Annotated in this window: 13 protein-coding genes; 4 read left to right on the top strand and 9 right to left on the bottom strand. The window is 66.2% G+C overall.

Going from position 1 to position 16,822, the window contains the following annotated elements; genetic code table 11:
* Window positions 1-457: 457 nt before the first annotated feature.
* The gene (locus RIN79_RS15940; RefSeq protein ID WP_309085659.1) at window positions 458-1,312 is read right to left on the bottom strand and encodes a sugar phosphate isomerase/epimerase family protein; all 855 of its coding nucleotides are present in this window, start codon (window positions 1,310-1,312) and stop codon (window positions 458-460) included.
* Window positions 1,313-1,507: 195 nt separating this feature from the next.
* Here RIN79_RS15940 and RIN79_RS15935 point away from each other — a divergent pair, with 195 nt between their 5' ends.
* Together RIN79_RS15935 and RIN79_RS15930 are read left to right on the top strand one after the other, a co-directional pair.
* On the top strand, window positions 1,508-3,163 hold the full coding sequence (locus RIN79_RS15935) for an alcohol dehydrogenase catalytic domain-containing protein (protein ID WP_309085658.1): 1,656 nt from the start codon (window positions 1,508-1,510) through the stop codon (window positions 3,161-3,163).
* Between the two features lie 25 nt (window positions 3,164-3,188).
* Complete coding sequence (locus tag RIN79_RS15930; RefSeq protein ID WP_309085657.1) at window positions 3,189-4,727, top strand: FGGY family carbohydrate kinase; 1,539 nt, start codon at window positions 3,189-3,191, stop codon at window positions 4,725-4,727.
* 27 nt (window positions 4,728-4,754) lie between these two features.
* On the opposite strand, the gene RIN79_RS15925 is transcribed toward RIN79_RS15930, so the two are convergent.
* The 8 genes from RIN79_RS15925 to RIN79_RS15890 form a co-directional block, all read right to left on the bottom strand.
* Complete coding sequence (locus RIN79_RS15925; RefSeq protein ID WP_309085656.1) at window positions 4,755-7,154, bottom strand: aldehyde dehydrogenase family protein; 2,400 nt, start codon at window positions 7,152-7,154, stop codon at window positions 4,755-4,757.
* A 12-nt stretch (window positions 7,155-7,166) separates the two neighbouring features.
* A complete protein-coding gene (gene deoC / locus RIN79_RS15920; RefSeq protein WP_309085655.1) occupies window positions 7,167-8,171 on the bottom strand; it encodes a deoxyribose-phosphate aldolase in 1,005 nt (334 codons plus the stop codon).
* Window positions 8,168-9,166, bottom strand: coding sequence for an ABC transporter permease (locus RIN79_RS15915; protein ID WP_309085654.1), 999 nt, complete (start codon window positions 9,164-9,166; stop codon window positions 8,168-8,170). The genes deoC and RIN79_RS15915 overlap by 4 nt, the downstream gene beginning before the upstream one ends.
* Entirely contained in the window at window positions 9,156-10,649 is a 1,494-nt protein-coding gene (locus RIN79_RS15910; RefSeq protein WP_309085653.1) for a sugar ABC transporter ATP-binding protein, read from the bottom strand. The genes RIN79_RS15915 and RIN79_RS15910 overlap by 11 nt, the downstream gene beginning before the upstream one ends.
* A complete protein-coding gene (locus tag RIN79_RS15905; protein ID WP_309085652.1) occupies window positions 10,642-11,631 on the bottom strand; it encodes a sugar-binding transcriptional regulator in 990 nt (329 codons plus the stop codon). Before RIN79_RS15905 ends, RIN79_RS15910 begins: the two co-directional genes overlap by 8 nt.
* Entirely contained in the window at window positions 11,628-13,145 is a 1,518-nt protein-coding gene (locus RIN79_RS15900; protein ID WP_309085651.1) for an FGGY-family carbohydrate kinase, read from the bottom strand. Before RIN79_RS15900 ends, RIN79_RS15905 begins: the two co-directional genes overlap by 4 nt.
* A 48-nt stretch (window positions 13,146-13,193) precedes the next feature.
* Window positions 13,194-14,216: a galactitol-1-phosphate 5-dehydrogenase gene (locus tag RIN79_RS15895; protein ID WP_309085650.1), complete on the bottom strand. Its 1,023-nt coding sequence runs from the start codon at window positions 14,214-14,216 to the stop codon at window positions 13,194-13,196.
* A gap of 98 nt (window positions 14,217-14,314) precedes the next feature.
* Window positions 14,315-15,298, bottom strand: a complete 984-nt coding sequence (locus RIN79_RS15890) for a substrate-binding domain-containing protein (RefSeq protein WP_309085649.1) — start codon at window positions 15,296-15,298, stop codon at window positions 14,315-14,317.
* Between the two features lie 289 nt (window positions 15,299-15,587).
* Here RIN79_RS15890 and RIN79_RS15885 point away from each other — a divergent pair, with 289 nt between their 5' ends.
* The gene (locus tag RIN79_RS15885) at window positions 15,588-16,430 is read left to right on the top strand and encodes an AraC family transcriptional regulator (RefSeq protein WP_309085648.1); all 843 of its coding nucleotides are present in this window, start codon (window positions 15,588-15,590) and stop codon (window positions 16,428-16,430) included.
* Window positions 16,431-16,517: 87 nt separating this feature from the next.
* On the top strand, window positions 16,518-16,682 hold the full coding sequence (locus RIN79_RS15880) for a hypothetical protein (protein WP_309085647.1): 165 nt from the start codon (window positions 16,518-16,520) through the stop codon (window positions 16,680-16,682).
* The last annotated feature ends 140 nt before the right edge of the window (window positions 16,683-16,822 follow it).

The following is a 16,822-nucleotide window of genomic DNA, read 5'->3' as shown; positions in this document are numbered from 1 at the left end:
ACCGGGTGTTCGGGAGAGCGGCGGCAACCTCCCCCTCCAGGGATCGGTACCTGGAGGCATGCTGAGGGCCCGCGACAGGCCGGCGGTGCCGGGATGCAGGGTCAGAGACTGCATCTCGGAAAAACGGATGCTGGGTGAGAGACAGCATCGCGGAAACCGCGGAGAAGCCGCTAGGGCTTTTCCTTCGGCCCGGCTAAGACCACCCCCTAATTGGGTGCAGCCGGGGAGATGGAAGGGCCCGAGTGACCGGCCAATGTCGGGACAGCGGCCGGCGGGGCGCGTGGAACGCGCCACATAAACTAACAGAGAGGCACGGATCACGCGCCCCGCTTCCCACCTTCCTCAATGGCCAGACGGTAAAAAACCGGGCGTGGCAGCGATGACGCACGTTCTCGCCGTCCCCACCAAGGGGCGCGAACCAGTGAGAGGCTGTACAACGGGAATGCGAAGGCGTCTATCAGTGCACAGCCGCCGCCTGCTGCCGCAGGAAGGCGAGCGCATGGCGAGCGTTCTCCTTGACGTCCTCCCACGGCTGCCGCCAAAGCGCGAGCACCCCGGCGATCTCCTCGCCGACAATGGCGGGCGAGAAGGATTCCAGCGTCAGCCGGCCGTCATAGCCCGCCGCTTTCAGCGCGCGGAAGAAGCCGGGAAAGTCGAAATTGCCGGCGCCGAGGCGGCCCCGGTTGCTCTCGCCAATATGCGCATAGCCGAGATGCGGCGCCGCGGCGGCGACGGCCGAGGCGACATTCGTCTCCTCGATGTTCATGTGGTAGGTGTCCATCTGCACGAACAGGCTCTTCGAACCGACCGCCTCGATGATCTCCACCGCCTGCCCCAGGGTGTTCACGAAAGAGGATTCGTAGCGGTTGACCGGCTCGATGCCGAGGCGAATGCCGGCCGCTTCCGCCCGCTCCGCAAGCCGCCCATAAGCCTCGACGGCGCGCGCAAAAACCTCCCGGCCGGCCGGCCGCTGGTAGCGGTGCAGCGCCGAATAGGTCATGCCGCCAAGGATCGGGGAGCCCAGATCCCGGGCCGCGACGATGGCGTCCGCGACGAGCTGCTCGCCGCGCCGGGCGATCTCCGGATCGGGGCTGGAAAGGTCCGCGTCAGGGTTCAGGGTCATGCCCGCGACCAGCGGCAGGCCCACCCTCTCGGCGGCCCGGCGCGTCGCGTCGGCCTCGAGCGTGGCGGGATCGAAGATCACCACCTCCAGGTGGTCCCAACCCTGCTCCCTGGTTCTGGCCATGGCGAAATCCCTGTTTTTCGGCGACCAGTCACCGACCCAGACGAGGCTGTGGATTCCGAACTGCATCGTCGCTCCTCCCCGAAAAAAATAGACAATTTCATATTTCTATGCGAGAAAAAAAATAATTGCCATAGATTGGAAGAGGGAAATGAGCGCGAAGGACCGCCCGCCTGGAACCGCCGGAAACCGCGCGCCCTGAACCCAGGAAGGCCTGCTCGCCGCCCGCGCGTATCCGCCGCGCGGAAACATCAGAAATCCCGCATGGAAGACGAGAGCTCCGTGTCGAAATCGAACCAGGATCAACCCGCCGAGGGCCCGGCGCTTGCAAGCCTGAGCTGGCCCTTCGAGGGTGGTGATGTCGGCGATATCGGCCGCGAGGGCCGTTTCGTCACTGCAACCCTTGGGGCCGCCGGACCTGACGAGCTGATCGCGCGGGTGGACGCGGTCTGCATCTGCTCCTCCGACATCAAGATCATCCGCATGGGCTCCTCGCACGCGCTCTTCCGTGAGCGCGACCTGTCCGAATCGCCCGTGGTTCTGGGCCACGAGCTGGCGGTCACGCTGGTCGATGTCGGCGCCAACTGGCGCCACCGCTACCGGCCGGGCCAGCGGCTTGGCCTGCAGCCGGCGGTCCTGGCCGGCAGCGAAAGGCTGACGGTCGGGGTGGATCTTCCCGGCGGGCTCAGCCAGTTCATAAAGCTCGATCCCACTTTGCTCGACGGCGAGCGAAAACCCTATCTGTTCGACGTCCCGCCCGATCTGAGCGCTGCCGAAGTGGCGATGCTGGAGCCCTATGCCTGCGTCGAGGCCGCTTTCCGGCCGAACAGCCGGGTCGGGCTCAAGGAGGGCGGACGGCTCCTCATCTGGGGCGCTCCGGACGCCTCCCATCACACGCTTTCCGCCGAGGTTTTTCCGGCCGAGGCGGTGCTGATCGATGCTCCGCCGGCGCTCGAAAGCTGGGCGCGGGCGCATACCCGCCAGGTGACGGTCTGGCAAGGAGAGCCGGCCGGCGACGAAGCTTTCGACGACATCGTCCTCTGCGGACGCCACGAGCCTGCGCGGATAGCCGCGGCGCTCCGCATGCTGCGCAAGGGTGGGCTTCTAGCGATGGTCGCCGCGGACCCCAACCCCTTGCCCGTCGATGTCGACATAGCCCGTATCCATTATCACGAGATCGCCGTGGTCGGCGCGCGCGGGCCCGAGGTGGACGAGGCCTTCGGCCCGGCGCGCAACCGCTTCGAGGTGAAGCCCGGCGGCACTATGCTGATCTTGGGCGCGGGCGGGGCGATGGGGCGCATCCACACGCACCGCGCGCTGGAACTGAAGGACGGGCCGAAGCGCGTGATCGCCACATCGCGCAAGGGCTCGCGGCTCGAAGCCTTGCGCCGCGACTTTGCCCCCATGGCGAAGGCGCACGGCCGCGAGCTCGTCGTGCTGGAAGACGCGGAACTTGAGGCGGCGCTTTCCGGCCTCGGCGAGGTGGACGACGCGGTGGTGGTGGCGCCCAGCGTCGCCGCGGTCGAGCGCGCGGCGGCGATGCTCGCGCCCGGCGGCATGCTGGTGGTCTTCGCCGGGGTGGCGATGGGCGAGCCGTGCCGGCTGCCGCTGTCGCGTATCGTCAGTGACGGGCTGCGCATCACCGGTTCCACCGGCTCGACGGTGTCCGACCAGCTTGGCGTGCTCGAAAGGGTGAAGCGGGGCGAGCTCGACCTTACGGAAAATCTCGAGGCGGTCGCGGGCTTCGATGCCGTCCCGGCGGCGCTCAAGGCGGTGATGGAGGGTCGCTTCAGCGGGAAAGTGGCCATCTATCCCGGCATTCTCGGCCTGCCTCTCACCCCCGTCTCGGCGCTTGGTATCGGCGATGGACGGCATTCGCGCTGGACGATAGAGGACGAACGGGCGCTCGCCGGGAAATAGGAGGCGAGACCAAGGGAGGAAGACGATGGCGCGCTATGTGATCGGCGTCGATATCGGCACGATGGGCACCAAGACCGGCATCTATGACGAGGATGGCCGGCTCTGCGGGACCGCCTATGAGGAGTCGAAGCTTTATTACCCGAAGCCCGGCTGGGTGGAGCAGATCAATGAGGAGATCTACGGCTCCGCCATCCGCACCATCCGCGCCGCGATGGAACAGGGCGGGATCGACCCGAAGCATGTGGCGGCGATCGCCTTCGACGGCCAGATGGCCGGGCTTTCGACGGTCGGGGAGGGCTGGTCCTCGCCCACCGAATACGACTCCTGGCTCGACAATCGCTGCGCCGCCTACCTGCCGCGGCTGAAGGAGATCGAAAGCGAGATCATCGCGTCGGCCGGCAGCGCCCCTGCCTATAATGCCGGGCCAAAGATGCTCTACTGGAAGCACGAGCATCCGGAGATCTGGCAAAAGATCGTCAAGTTCACCCAGCCCGCGGCCTATGTGGCGGGGCGGCTGGCAAAACTTCCCGCGGAAGAGGCCTTCATCGACCGCACCTATCTCGTCTTCTCCTGCTTTGGCGACACGAGAAATTCCCGCTGGAACGAGGATCTGATCGGCCGCTTCGACATCGATCCGAAAAAGCTGCCGCGCATCCTCGACCCGTGGGAGGTGATCGGAAAGGTCAGCCGCGACGCCGCAGCCGAATGCGGCCTTCTGGAAGGGACGCCGATCGCCGCCGGATGCGGCGACCAGGCGGCCAATGTGCTGGGCGCGGGCATCGTCGATCCGGGCAGCGTCTATGACGCGGCAGGCACGGCCTCCATCTTCGCCACGGTGCTCGACGGCTTTGCCACCGACACTGCCTACAAGGCGCTGATGACCTCCTCGCATGTGGTGCCCGGCCTCTATTTCGCCATGGCCTATGTGGCCGGCGGCGGTCTCAACACGCGCTGGTTCCGCGACGAGTTCTGCGGGCCGGAGAAGTCGGAGTGGACCGCCACCGGGCGCAATGCCTATGAGGTGCTGGGCGAGTTTGCCGCCACGGTCGCGCCGGGCTCGGAAAAGCTCGTTTTCATCCCGCATCTGGGCGGCCGCAACACCCCCAACGATACGGACATGCGTGGCGCTTTCATCGGGCTGACCTGGGCGCACCGCAAGCCGCATCTCTACCGCGCCATCCTGGAATCAATCGGCTACGAATACGCGCTCTACCTCCAGGCCGTGCGCACGATCGCGCCGCAGACGCCGCCGAAGGAAGTCATCAGCATCGGCGGCGGGGCGCGCAGCCGCGTCTTCAAGCAGATCAAGGCAGACATACTGGGCCTGCCCTATTCGAGCCTCGACCGGGAGGAGTATGGCACGCTGGGCGCGGCCATCGTCGCCGGCAAGGCGGCCGGCCTGTTCCCTGACATGGCGGCCACCGCCAAGCGCTTCGTCAACCGCTCGCAGGAAGTGGTCGAGCCGGACAGGGCCCGGAACCAGGTCTACCGGCCCTATGTCGAACTCTACGAAGAGGTGATGGCCAACTTGAAGCCGAGCTTCGCCAAGCTGGCGCGGATGTGACCGCCTTCCGCTGCGGGAGGCGGAGCCTCATTCGCCGTAGGGCACCCAGATATTCTTCACCTGCGTGGCGCGGCGCAGGAACTCGCGGCCCTTGGCCTGGCGGTCGTCGAGCCAGTCGCGCCCCTTGCCGTCGCTCACCCAGGTGGCCTTCAGGTTGCCGCAGGAGGCGCGCTCCACCATGGCGCTGCCCTCCTTCGAGCCGAAATACCACATGGCGGCCACCTCGTCGTGCTCGGCCAGCGTCTTGGCGAGCACGTCCTTCTCGCCGGTGACGATATTCACAACGCCGCCCGGCACGTCGGACGTGTCGAACACCTGGTAGAGATTGGTGGCGATCAGCGGGTGGCGGGTCGAGGGGATCGCCACAACGCGGTTGCCCATGGCCATCGCCGGCAGGAGGAGGGAGATGAATGCCGCAAGCGGCGCCTCCTCGGGCGCGACGATGCCCATCACACCCCAGGGCTCGTTCATGGCAAGCGTCACGTGCCGCGACTTCGTGGCATGCACCGCGCCGTCATATTTGTCGGCCTGAGCGGCGTAATAGAAGATCCGCCTCAGGGCGATGTCGAACTCGGCGGAAGCGGCCTTGGCGTTCTGGCCGGTGCTTTCGACAAGGAGGGCGATGAACTCCTCGCGCCGGGCATCGAGGTTCTCACCCACATAGTAGAGCACCTGCGCCCGGTTGTGGGCAGTCACCCCGCCCCAGCCTCCGGCCTTGGCCGCAGCTTCCACCGCATTGCGGATGTCCTTGCGGTTGCCGAGCGGAGCCTGGCCTATGATGGCCCCATCCTTGCCGGTGACGTCGTAGGAATAGCCGCCGTCCGGCCGGGCCTGCTTGCCGCCTACATAATTCTTGGCGGTGCGATCGATGCGGCCGAGGCTCGCGAAACGGCGCTCTCCTTCCGGCGCGCCGAGCGGCTTGAAGGGCGCCGGCTCCTTGGCGGGCTTCAGCGCCTTCTCGACGCCGCTCACCAGATACTCGTACAGCCCCTCGCGAGCACCCTCGCGGCCATATCCGCTCTCGCGATAGCCGCCGAAACCCGCGCCGGCATCCAGCATATTGGTGCAGTTCACCCAGACGACGCCGGCCTTCACCTTCGCCGCCGTGTCGAGGGCGAGATTGATGTTCTCCGACCAGATGGAGGCGGCAAGGCCATAGCGCGTGTTGTTGGCGAGCGCCACAGCCTCGGCCGGCGTACGGAAGGTCATCGCAACTGCAACCGGCCCGAAGATCTCCACCCCGCACACGGTCGAGGCGGGATCGACATCCGTGAAAAAGGAGGGCGCAAAGAAAAAGCCCTTCTCCGGTAGCGGACCCTTCGCGCGCCAGAGCGTGCCGCCTTCCTCCTCCCCCTTCGCAACGAGCGAGGTAATGCGCTTCAGCTGCTCCGCCGATACGATGGCGCCGACATCGATGCCTTTTTCAAGCGGCGCGCCGATGCGGAGATTCTCCATGCGCCGCCTCAGCTTGTCGTAAAACCGCTCGGCAACCCCCTCCTGCACAAGAAGGCGCGAGCCCGCGCAGCAGACCTGACCCTGGTTGAACCAGATGGCGTCCACCACCCCTTCCACGGCGCCGTCGAGATCAGCATCCTCGAAGACGATGAAAGGCGACTTGCCGCCCAGCTCCAGCGACAGCTTCTTGCCGGAGCCCGCGAGCCGCTCGCGGATGATGCGGCCGACCTCCGTCGAGCCTGTGAATGCGATCTTGTCGACATCCTCGTGCTCGCAGATCGCCGCGCCCGTGCGCCCGTCGCCATGGACGATGTTGACGACGCCCGCGGGAAGCCCGACTTCCAGGCAGATTTCCGCAAAGGCTGTGGCGGTCAGCGGCGTCAGCTCGGCCGGCTTCAGGACCACCGTGTTCCCCGCCGCAAGCGCCGGCGCGATCTTCCAGGCGAGCATCAGGAGCGGGAAATTCCACGGGATGATCTGCCCGCAGACACCGACGGGCGAGAAGCCCTCGAACTCGCTCTCCACCATCTCCGCCCAGCCGGCGTGGTGGTAGAAGTGGCGCGCCACCAGCGGGATGTCGATGTCGCGCGTCTCGCGGATCGGCTTGCCGTTGTCCATGCTTTCGAGCACGGAAAAGAAGCGCTCGCGCTTCTGGATGTGCCGGGCGATGGCGTAGAGGTAGCGCGCCCGCTCGTGGCCGGAAAGCGCGGCCCATTTGGGATAGGCTGCCCGCGCGGCCTTCACCGCCGCGTCGACATCGGCGCCCGTGCCCTGCGCAACGCGCGCAAGCTCGGCCTCGGTCGCGGGATTGAGCGTAACGAAGCTTTCCTCCTTGCCGGCCGCTGTGAATTTTCCGCCGATGAAATGACCGATGCCGGCGGCCCGAGCCTTCAGCCAGGCGAGCACATCCTCGTTGGCCTCCGGCGCCGGGCCGTATTCCATCGTGCGCATGATATCCCTGATCTGTTCCATGACTTTCCTTCCTCAAGCGAGAGGATGCCGGTAGGTCGCCGAGTAGCGCCCCGTGGCAAAATGTTCGAGCTGCCTTTCGATGTCGCCGAGCATCGAGCTGGCGCCGAGGCGGAAGCGGTCCGGCATGGTCCACGCCGTGCCGAGTTCCTCCTTCATGAGGATGAGCCAGGACAGCGCGTCCTTGGCCGTGCGCATGCCGCCTGCCGGCTTGAAGCCCACAGCCTCGCCGGAGAATTCCTGATAGTCGCGGATGGCGCGCACCATTGTTAGTCCGACGGGCAGGATGGCGTTGACGTCCTCCTTGCCGGTGGAGGTCTTGATGAAATCGGCGCCGGCCTGCATGGCCACCATCGAGGCGCGGTAGACGTTGCGCAGCGTGGCAAGGTCCCCGGTGGCGAGGATCGCCTTCAGATGCGCGGGTCCGCAGGCTTCGCGCATGGCGCGGATCTCGTCGTAGAGGGCGGGCCAGTTCTGCGTCAGCACGTGCTCGCGCGTGATCACGATGTCGATCTCATCAGCGCCTTCATCGACCGCGTAGCGGATCTCGGCAAGCCGCTGCGGCAGCGGCGTCAGGCCCGCCGGAAAGCCGGTCGCGACGGAAGCCACCGGAATGCCGGAGCCGCGGAGCGCCTTCACCGCGTGCGGCACCATGGTTGGGTAGACGCAGACCGCGCCGACGGTGATGCGCTCATCGGCCAGGCCGAGCGCCGCCTGAAGCTCGCCAGAGAGCGGCCTCCTCGCCTTGGCGCAAAGCCGGCGCACGCGCCCTGCCGTATCGTCTCCGGCAAGGGTGGTGAGGTCGATGCAGGTGATCGCCCGCACCAGCCATGCGGCCTGCCACTGCTTCTTCACCGTGCGCCGGGTGGTCAGCGTCGCGGCCCGCCGCTCGGCGGCGGAAAGGTTCACCGCTGCGTCCTCGAACCATTCAGGTTTGAGCGCGGTGCCCGCATTGCGGGCCTCGTGGGTTTCAGCCGCAGGGACGGCTTTGATTGTCGGGTGCTTTTCCGGCAGGATCATGCGCGACCCCTCCTCATTTCGATGAAACGGTTGAGCAGAACGGCAGCGACGATGATAAGCCCGGTCACCGTCATTTGGTAGAAGGAGCCGAGCCCCAGAAGGTTGAAGACGTTGCGCAGCACCTGGAGCAGCATCACGGCAAAGAAGGTGCCAAGCAGGCTGCCGCGCCCGCCGAAAAGGCTCGTGCCGCCCAGAACCACGGCGGCGATCGCGTCGAGCTCCAGGCCTTGCGCGGCGGTCGGCTGGCCGATGCGCAGCCTCGAGGTGAGCAGGATGCCCGCAATGGCCGATGTGAGGCCGGAGATTGCGAAGACGCCGGTGATCATCAGCCGCGTCGGAATACCCGACAGCCTGGCTGCCTCCGGGTTCCCGCCGGTGGCATAGACATATTCGCCGAAGACGGTGAAGCGCAGCACCAGGCCGCAGATCACCATCAGCGCGATGAAGATCAGCGCCATGGAAGTGAGGTTGAAGCCTGGCAGGATCGGCACGATCGTGGAGCTGATGGCGGCGAAGGAGGCCGGCAGGCCGCTTACCGGCACGCCGTCCGTGAGCAGATAGGTGAGGCCCCGGAAAGAGACGAGGCCGGCGAGCGTGACGATGAAGCTCGGCACCTGGCCATAGGCGCTGGTCGCCCCCATGGCCGCGCCGCAGGCAAGCCCGACCAGCGCCGTCGCCGCGACGGCGAGCACCGGGTCCCAGCCGGCGGCAAGCAGCACCGCCACCAGCATGCCGCAAAGCGCGGTCAGCGAGCCGACGGACAGGTCGATATTGCCGGTGAGGATCACGAAGGTCATGCCGATCGCCACCACGCCGACAACCGTCGCCTGCTGGAAGAGGTTGGCGATGTTGACCCAGGTGAGGAAGTTGTCGGACAGGGTGGCGGCGATCGCCACCACGGCGAGGAAGATGGCGATGAAATTGTATTCCACCAGGAAGTTCACCGCCCGCCTGTGAACCGGTTCGCGCATGGCGATTGTGCTGTCAGTGGACATGCTGATCTCCAAGAATGGTCGCCTTCAGGATCTCCTCCCGGCCGGTGACGGAGGGATCGTAGCGGCTGAGGATGCGGCCCTCATGGAACACCCAGATGGTATCGCAGGCCGCATAGAGTTCGTCGAGTTCGCTGCTGGCGATGATGACGGCGGCGCCCTCGGCGGCAAGCCGTTCGACCAAGTGATAAAGGTCTGCCTTGGCGCCGACGTCGAGCCCGCGGCTCGGCTCATCGAGAAGCAGGATCTTCGCGCCGTTCACCACCCATTTCGCGAGCACGACCTTTTGCTGGTTGCCGCCGGAAAGCTGGAGGACGGCCTGGTCGAGGTCCGCATATTTGGTGGAGAGCCGGTTGAGCACCGGCCGGGCGCGCTCTCGCTCGCGATTGTGGTTCATTGCGAACTTGCCGGCGAGGGAGGCGAGGGTAGCGTTCTTGTAGACCGGCGCGTCGAGAATGAGCCCTTGCGTCTTGCGGCTCTCCGGCACGAGTCCGAGCCCGCGCCTGATCGCCTGGGCAGGATGGGTGGGGTGGAAGACTTCGCCCTCCACCATCACTCTTCCCTCGAAAGGAAGATCGCCGAACAGCGAGCGCAGGAAGGTGGTGCGGCCCGACCCGTTGAGGCCGGTGAGCCCCGTCACCTCGCCCCAGCGCACGGAAAAGCCGTTCACATCGAGCCCGCCGGCGCCGCGCATGCTCTCCACGCGAAGCGCGACCTCTCCTGTCACGGGGCCGCGCGGCTTACGCTCGACAAGAGTCCGTTCGCGGCCGATCACCGCCTCGACCAGAGCCTCGTCGGATGTCTCGGCTATGTCATAGGTGGCGATGGTGCGGCCGCCGCGCAGCACCGTGATGCGGTCGCCGATCTGGCGCAGCTCGGCCATGCGGTGGCTGACATAGACGATGGCGACACCCTGGCGCACGAGATCGCGGATGACCGTGAAGACCGCTTCCAGCTCGGTCTCGTTGAGGGCCGCCGAAGGCTCGTCCATGATGATGACCTTGGCGTTCATGGTCAGCGAGCGGGCGATGGCCGTCAGCTGCTGGTTGGCGACGGAAAGCTGCTCCACGCGGGTCTTGGGCGAAAAGCGCGCGCCGATGCGCTCCAGCGCCTCGCGGGCGCGCTCGCTGCGGGTGCGCCGGTCGATGATGCCTGCCTTGCCCGGCGCATGTCCGAGGAAAAGATTCTGCTCGACGGTGAGTTGCGGGACGAGATCCAGTTCCTGGTAAATCATGGAGATGCCGGCCCGAGCGGCTTCGGCCGGCGAGCGCAGGTCGAGAGGCTGGCCTTCCAAAAGCATCCGGCCGCCCGACGGGCGCAACGCCCCGGCGATCATCTTGAGCAGCGTGGACTTGCCGGCCCCGTTCGCGCCCAGCAGGCAGTGCACCTCGCCCCGGCGAACGGTGAGCGAGGCCTGCTCCAGCGCCATGATGTTCACGGGGAAACGCTTGGAGACGTTCTCCACCACAAGCACGTCGTCAGCCATTGCGGTCCTCCAGAGCGGCGCGGGCACTTGCCTCGTCGGTGATCAGCACCGAGAGGTAGCCGGCCTTGAGCGCCGCCCGCGTCACCTCGTGCTTCTCCCGTCCGGAGACGATGCCTATCGCCCGGCTCTTTTTCTTCAAAAGGTCGAGGCGGAGCCCGATCGTGCGGCCGTCCAGCTCAGGGTCGACGATGGCGCCGGATGCATCGACGAACCGGCCGAGGATGTCGCCTACCGCGCCCTCTGCCCGGAGCCGGTCGATATGCTCCGGCTCGATATAGCCGGAGGTCACCAGCACGGATTCATGTGAAATCCCGCCCATGCTGAAGCAGGCGACATCGGCTTCCTCGGCGAGCCGCAGCACCCTTTCGATAATCGGATCCTGCTCCAGCACCTCGCGCGTGCTCTTCTTGCCGACGATGGCAGGGACCGGGAGCAGGGTAGCCATGCCGCTCGCGCTCTGGGCGAATTCCTCGGCCACGGCGATGGCGCGGCTGGACGTGGAGCGGATGTTCGTAGCCCCATTCACCAGCACCACATGCAGGCCGGGGCTCCAGTTCACCGGCAGGAAGCGGGCCACGGCCGACATGGTGCGCCCCCAGGAGACGCCCATCAGCGAAACATGCGGCTTCAGGCCGACGATATAGCGGCTCGCGGCCTGGGCCACGGCTTCCATCACCATCTGCTGGTCGTGGTTTTCGCCATGCGGCACGACGACGGCATCCTTCAGACCGAAGGTCTGCTGGAGTTCGACCTCGATCTCGGTGGCACGGCTGGAGCGCGGGGTGATCTCGATGCGGACGATGCCAAGCTCCCGCGCCTCGGTAAGAAGCCGGCTTATCTGCCAGCGGGTGAGGCCCAGTTCGCCTGCGATCTCCGCCTGGGTGCGCTGCAGGTCGTAATAGAGCTTGGCCGCGCGCACCATCAGCTCTTCGCGCTGCTCGTCATAGGGGAGGCGTATGGAGGCGGCGCGGACGTCGTTCATGTGGTCCCCGCTTGTATCCCGGAGAGCCTGTGCAGGGCCGGCTTCAGAACCTGCGTGAGGCCGCGATAGTCGCCGAGCGCTGCCCGGTACCACTGCGTCCGCTTCGGATCGGGCTCCATCGCTTTTCCGGTCGCCGCGAGCATGCGCGAAGCGGCGGCAAGGTCCGCAAAGCCGCCGAGCGCATGGGCAGCACTGACCGCGGCTCCCAATGTGGAAAGATTCTCCTCGCGCACCAGGCTGACAGGGCGGCCGAGCGCATCAATGGTCGCGCGCAACCAGAGCGCATTGTTGCAGATGCCGCCCGCCATGACGATCCGATCTATGGCGACCCCCGCCTCTTCCAGCGCCTGCAGAACGTTCACGGTACCGAGCGCTACCGTGTCCGCGGCCGCGCGATATATCTCCGCCCGTCCGTGGCCGAGCGAAAGGCCGAGAATGGCGCCGCGAAGGCCGGCGTCGCGATAGGGGGTGCGGTTGCCCATCCAGTAGTCGAGCACCGCAAGGCCCGCCGCTTCGGGGGAAACCTGGGTCGCCTCGGCGATCAGCGCCTGGTGGCCGGCTGGATCGAGCCCGAATATCTTGTGCGCCAGCCAGTGGAGGATGGCTCCGGCCGAGACCTGGCCGCCCTCGACCAGCCACCGCCCGTCGATCAGGGCGTTCGGATAAGGCCCCCAGAAGCCCGGCAGGTCCTGCTGCGCCTCAAGATGCGTGAGATGGACGACCGAGGTGCCGCCGATGATGAGCATGCTGCCGGGATCGATCGTCCCGGCCCCGAGCATGCCTATATGGGCGTCGATCCCGCCCTGCGCGAGCAGCGGCCGCGTGGAGAGGCCGAGTCCCGCCGCCACCTCGGCGCGGAGGCGACCGACCGCGCCGCCCACAGGCACCACGCGCGAGGGAAGCTTTTCGCCGAGCTCGGCAATGCCAAGCGCCTCGTAGATTGCCGGCACGAAGGCGCCCGCGGCGGAATCATAGTTCCATTTGCAGGCAGCGTTCATGCGCGAGGCGGCCCATTCGCCGGAAAGCCGGTAGTTGAGGTAATCGATCGCCTCGCAGATCACCTCCGCCCCGGCAAAGACCTCCGGCGCATGGCGCTTGAGCCACATGGCCTTCGGTACCAGCCACTCGGCGGCGTCCTCCCCGCCGCTATAGGCCATGACCGGGTGGCGCACCGTGCCGGTCTCCTGCGCCTCGCGCGCAGCACGGCAATCCATCCAAAGAAGGGCCGGGCAGACAGGCGTGCTGTCGCCGCGGCAGGCCACGACCGTCGAGGCAGTGGTGGCGACGGCTACGGCGGCGATGTCGGAACGCCCGGACAGTTCGACTGCTCTGCGCCCGGCGCGCAGAAGGGCGGTCCACCACTCTTCCGGCTGCTGCTCCGCCCAGCCCGGGCGAGGATAGGCGGTCTCGTAATTCTCTTCCGCGCTGCCGAGGACTGCCGCCTTGCCGGAAATATCGTAGACGCTGGCGCGGATGCCGCCCGTTCCGAGATCGAAACCCAGGACAGATGTCATGTCGTTTCTCCTCCCGCAGGCATGCCCGGAAACGCGCCGCCCCGCCCTTTACGGGCGGAACATCACCTTCGAGAAGAACATCGTCCGCTCATCGCGGAAACGGGCGAACATACCGGGCAATTCCGCCAGATCGAGGTCGTGGCTGATGAGAAACTCCCATTTCAGCCGCCCCGTGCCAAGCGCCTCCAGCGTCGCCAGCCATTGCGGCCCGGGGAAGGGGGCTCCGAAGGAATTCCACGAGCCGTGCAATGAGACCTCCTGGCGCAGAAAATGCTGGAAGACGGCATTGGCGAGCGGGACCTCCCCCACGGGAATACCGATGAAGGAGACATGGCCGCCAGGCGCGGCGAGCCGTACCGCGGAGGCGATCGAGGCCGGGTGCCCCGCCGCCTCTATGATGACGTCGCAGGGCAGGTCGGCCGCCCTTTTGTCATCCGCCAGCAGGCAGTGGGTGGCGCCGGCTTCGCGCGCAAGGTCCAGCTTTCGCTCGGAGACGTCGACCGCCACCACCTCGGTGGCGCCGGCAAGACGCATCCACTGGATCGCGAAGAGCCCGATCGGGCCGCAGCCGATCACTCCGCCGCGCTGGCCGAAGGTGATGCCGCCGGCCTTCCAGAGCGCGTGGACGGCGATCGAGGCGGGATCAGTCATCGCCACCGCCCTCGGATCCGCACCTTCGGGGGCTTTCAGGAGATTCGTGGCCGGAACGCAGACATATTCCGCGTACGCCCCGTCCCGCCGCGAGCCGAAATAATCGTAGTCGCGGCAGCGGGAGAACTGGCCGCGCAGGCACTGGTCGCACTTGTGGCAGGGCAGCATCGGCGGCACGACGACCAGATCGCCCGCCGAGAAGCCTTCCAGCCCCTCGCCGACCTCGGTGATATAACCGGAGAATTCGTGCCCGCAGATGAGCGGCATCTTGTGCGCGCCCTTGATGAGCATGCGCGGCAGGTCCGAACCGCAGACGCCGACGGATGCCACGCGGACCATGGCACTGTTGTCGAGAAGCCGGGGCGTAGGAACATCTTCGAGGCGGATGTCGCCGGGACTGTGGAGCACTGCTGCGCGCATGACCTGTTCCTCTGACGTTTGGAAGAGCGAAGCGGGAGAAGCTCGCGGGCCGCGCGCACGGCAAGCTGATGCCCGCCGTGCGCGCCGTCTTGGGAGACTTACTTGGCCAGAACCTCGGGCCGGTATTCGGCAAAGAGCGCGTCATGCGGGAACTCGCCGACATTGTCCGGCGTCACAAGCGCAGTGCCGGCGTCGACGAAGCTCGGCACCTCCTTGTCTGCGACCGCCTCGCGCGCCACCTGGATCGTCACATCGCCGAGATATTGCGGGTCATTCAGGGCAGTCGCGATATAGTTGCCGCCGCTCTCCATGACCTGCAGCGCTTCGGAAAGCCCGTCGACGCCGGCGATCAGCACGTCGTTGCGGCCGCTCTCCTGCAGAACCTGCATGGCACCCAGCGCCATGTCGTCATTATGCGCGTAGACGACTTTCACGTCGGGATTGGCCTGCAGAAGGTCCTGCATGGCAACCACCGCATTGGCGCGGATATACTCGGCATACGGGCCCGCCACGATCGTGTGGCCGCTGCCTTCAAGCGCCGCATGGAAGCCGTCGCGGCGGTCCATCATGACGGCGCCGCCGGCATCGCCCTGGATCTCGATGATCTTCGCGCCTTCGACGCCGTCCTTCTTGAGCCGCTCGACCACGGCCTCGCCCACGAGTCCACCCATCTTCTTGTTGTCGCGCCCGACATGGGCGACCACACCCTCGCCATTGACCGGACGGTCGACGGTGATGACCGGGATGCCCGCCGCCTTCGCAGCCTCGAGCGAGGGCACCACCGCATCCGGGTTCACCGGATTGATGATGAGGGCGTCCACGCCCTGGGTGATGAGATCCTGGATGTCGTTGTTCTGCTTGCTGACGTCGCCATTGGCATCGAGGAAGATCAGCGTGTCGCTGCCGGCCTCGGCCGCCGCTTCGGCGCCATTCTTGAGCTGAACGTAGAATGGAGACTGCAGCGTCACCTGGCTGAAGCCGATCTTCAAGCCCTCCGCATGTGCCGCGCCCGCCCATGCGCCTATGGCGGCGGCAAGCGGCAGCGCCGCCAAAACGATCCTGGAGAAGCGGTAACCGGGCATTCAGACCTCCCTGAGCAAATTCAACAAATGTGCAAACATTGCACATTTTCTGGGCGGAGCAAAATCACAAGCCCCTTCCGTCGTCAAGGGGCTTCTCGCCAAGGAAGCACGTTGCGACGCAGGCTGCTGGCGCAGCCCAGCGCCCCGTTCCTCGGTCCTGCGGCTCGTCACCCGGGAACTGATGAGGCCAAGGATCGTCTTGCGCACGATCGCGCTCCGATTCCGGCCCGCTATGGTGTATGCCGGACAGCTGAACGGCAGGTGCCGTCGAGGTCCGAGGTATCAGAGGATGAGTGGTGACGCTGCAGCGGCCGTGCTGACGGTCCGGCCATTGCTGGAGACCGCGACGGTGAAGGTGCGGGATCTTCGGTTGCGATCGGCCGGTTCCGCTCCAAGCGAGGAGCAGTGCGCGGGCTCGACCCATCTCGTCTTTCCCTACCGAGGGACGTTCGTCCGGCATCTCGGCCGGAAGATTTCCGTTGGCGAACCCAGCCAGGTGCTTTTCTATAATGAAGGCGACGCTTACCGGCTCAGCCTTCCGCTCGGGGAGTGCGGCAGCCTGGCGGTGACAATCCACGAGTCTTTGCTGCGCGAACTGGCGCCGAAAGGGCTGCTGCGGGACGATGCCACTGCGTTTCAGCAGGCACGTCTTCGAATCGATGCGCGGGCGCAGGTCTTGGTGGCGCTACTCAGGCATGGTCTGCACCAAGCCACGGCCGAATTGCTCGAAGCCGAAAGCCTGGCCCTCACCCTCGTTCAACGCGCCTTGGGCCCCAGAACGAGCCATGCGGCAGGAGCCACATTGGGGCGACAGCAATTGGCCGATCGCGCCAAGCTGGTGCTCGCAAGCGATCTGGCCCGGCGCTGGAGCTTGGCCGAGGTGGCGGCCGAGGTCGGGTGTTCCCCGGTCTACCTAACGCAGGTCTTCCGGCAGGTGGAAGGCATGCCTCTCTACCGGTATCAGTTGAGAATGCGGCTCGCGCGCGCTCTCGACCTCCTCACCCGCTATGACGACCTGACGGCGCTGAGCCTTGAACTGGGGTTCTCCAGCCATAGCCACTTCAGCGCCGCCTTCCGCGAGGTTTATCGGCGTTCGCCGTCCGACTTCAGGCAGATGGCGTCGCAAAGATAGCGTTCTGCAAGATTGCTAAAGAATCTGACAGCGCCCCTCGGCGGCGTGGGCTACTCCTTCACAAGTCACTGAACTGGAGAATTTCCCATGAGCGAGAGAACCTGCGCTGCTTGCGACGGCGAGCTGGATGAAAATGCGATCAATGTAACCATCGGCGGGAGAACCGTGGAGGTCTGCTGCGAGGAATGCGCAGTGAAGCTGAACGAAGCCCATGCGGCGGCCCAGGCCCCGACCAAGATGGTTGAACTGTGAAAGTTCTCGTCTTGCGCCAGCCATACCTTCGACGCCCGTAAAGGTCCCGGCGTGCGAAGTTCCTGAGGTTGGCCGGGACCGCATGGGCGTGTCTGGCTGAGGCGTATTGCTCCTGCCGCGGCTTGCTGCGGCAAAATGCT

It is taken from the genome of Chelativorans sp., assembly GCF_031180965.1.
In the GTDB taxonomy this organism is placed as follows: domain Bacteria; phylum Pseudomonadota; class Alphaproteobacteria; order Rhizobiales; family Rhizobiaceae; genus Chelativorans.
This window is presented reverse-complemented; position numbering and strand designations above follow the sequence as displayed.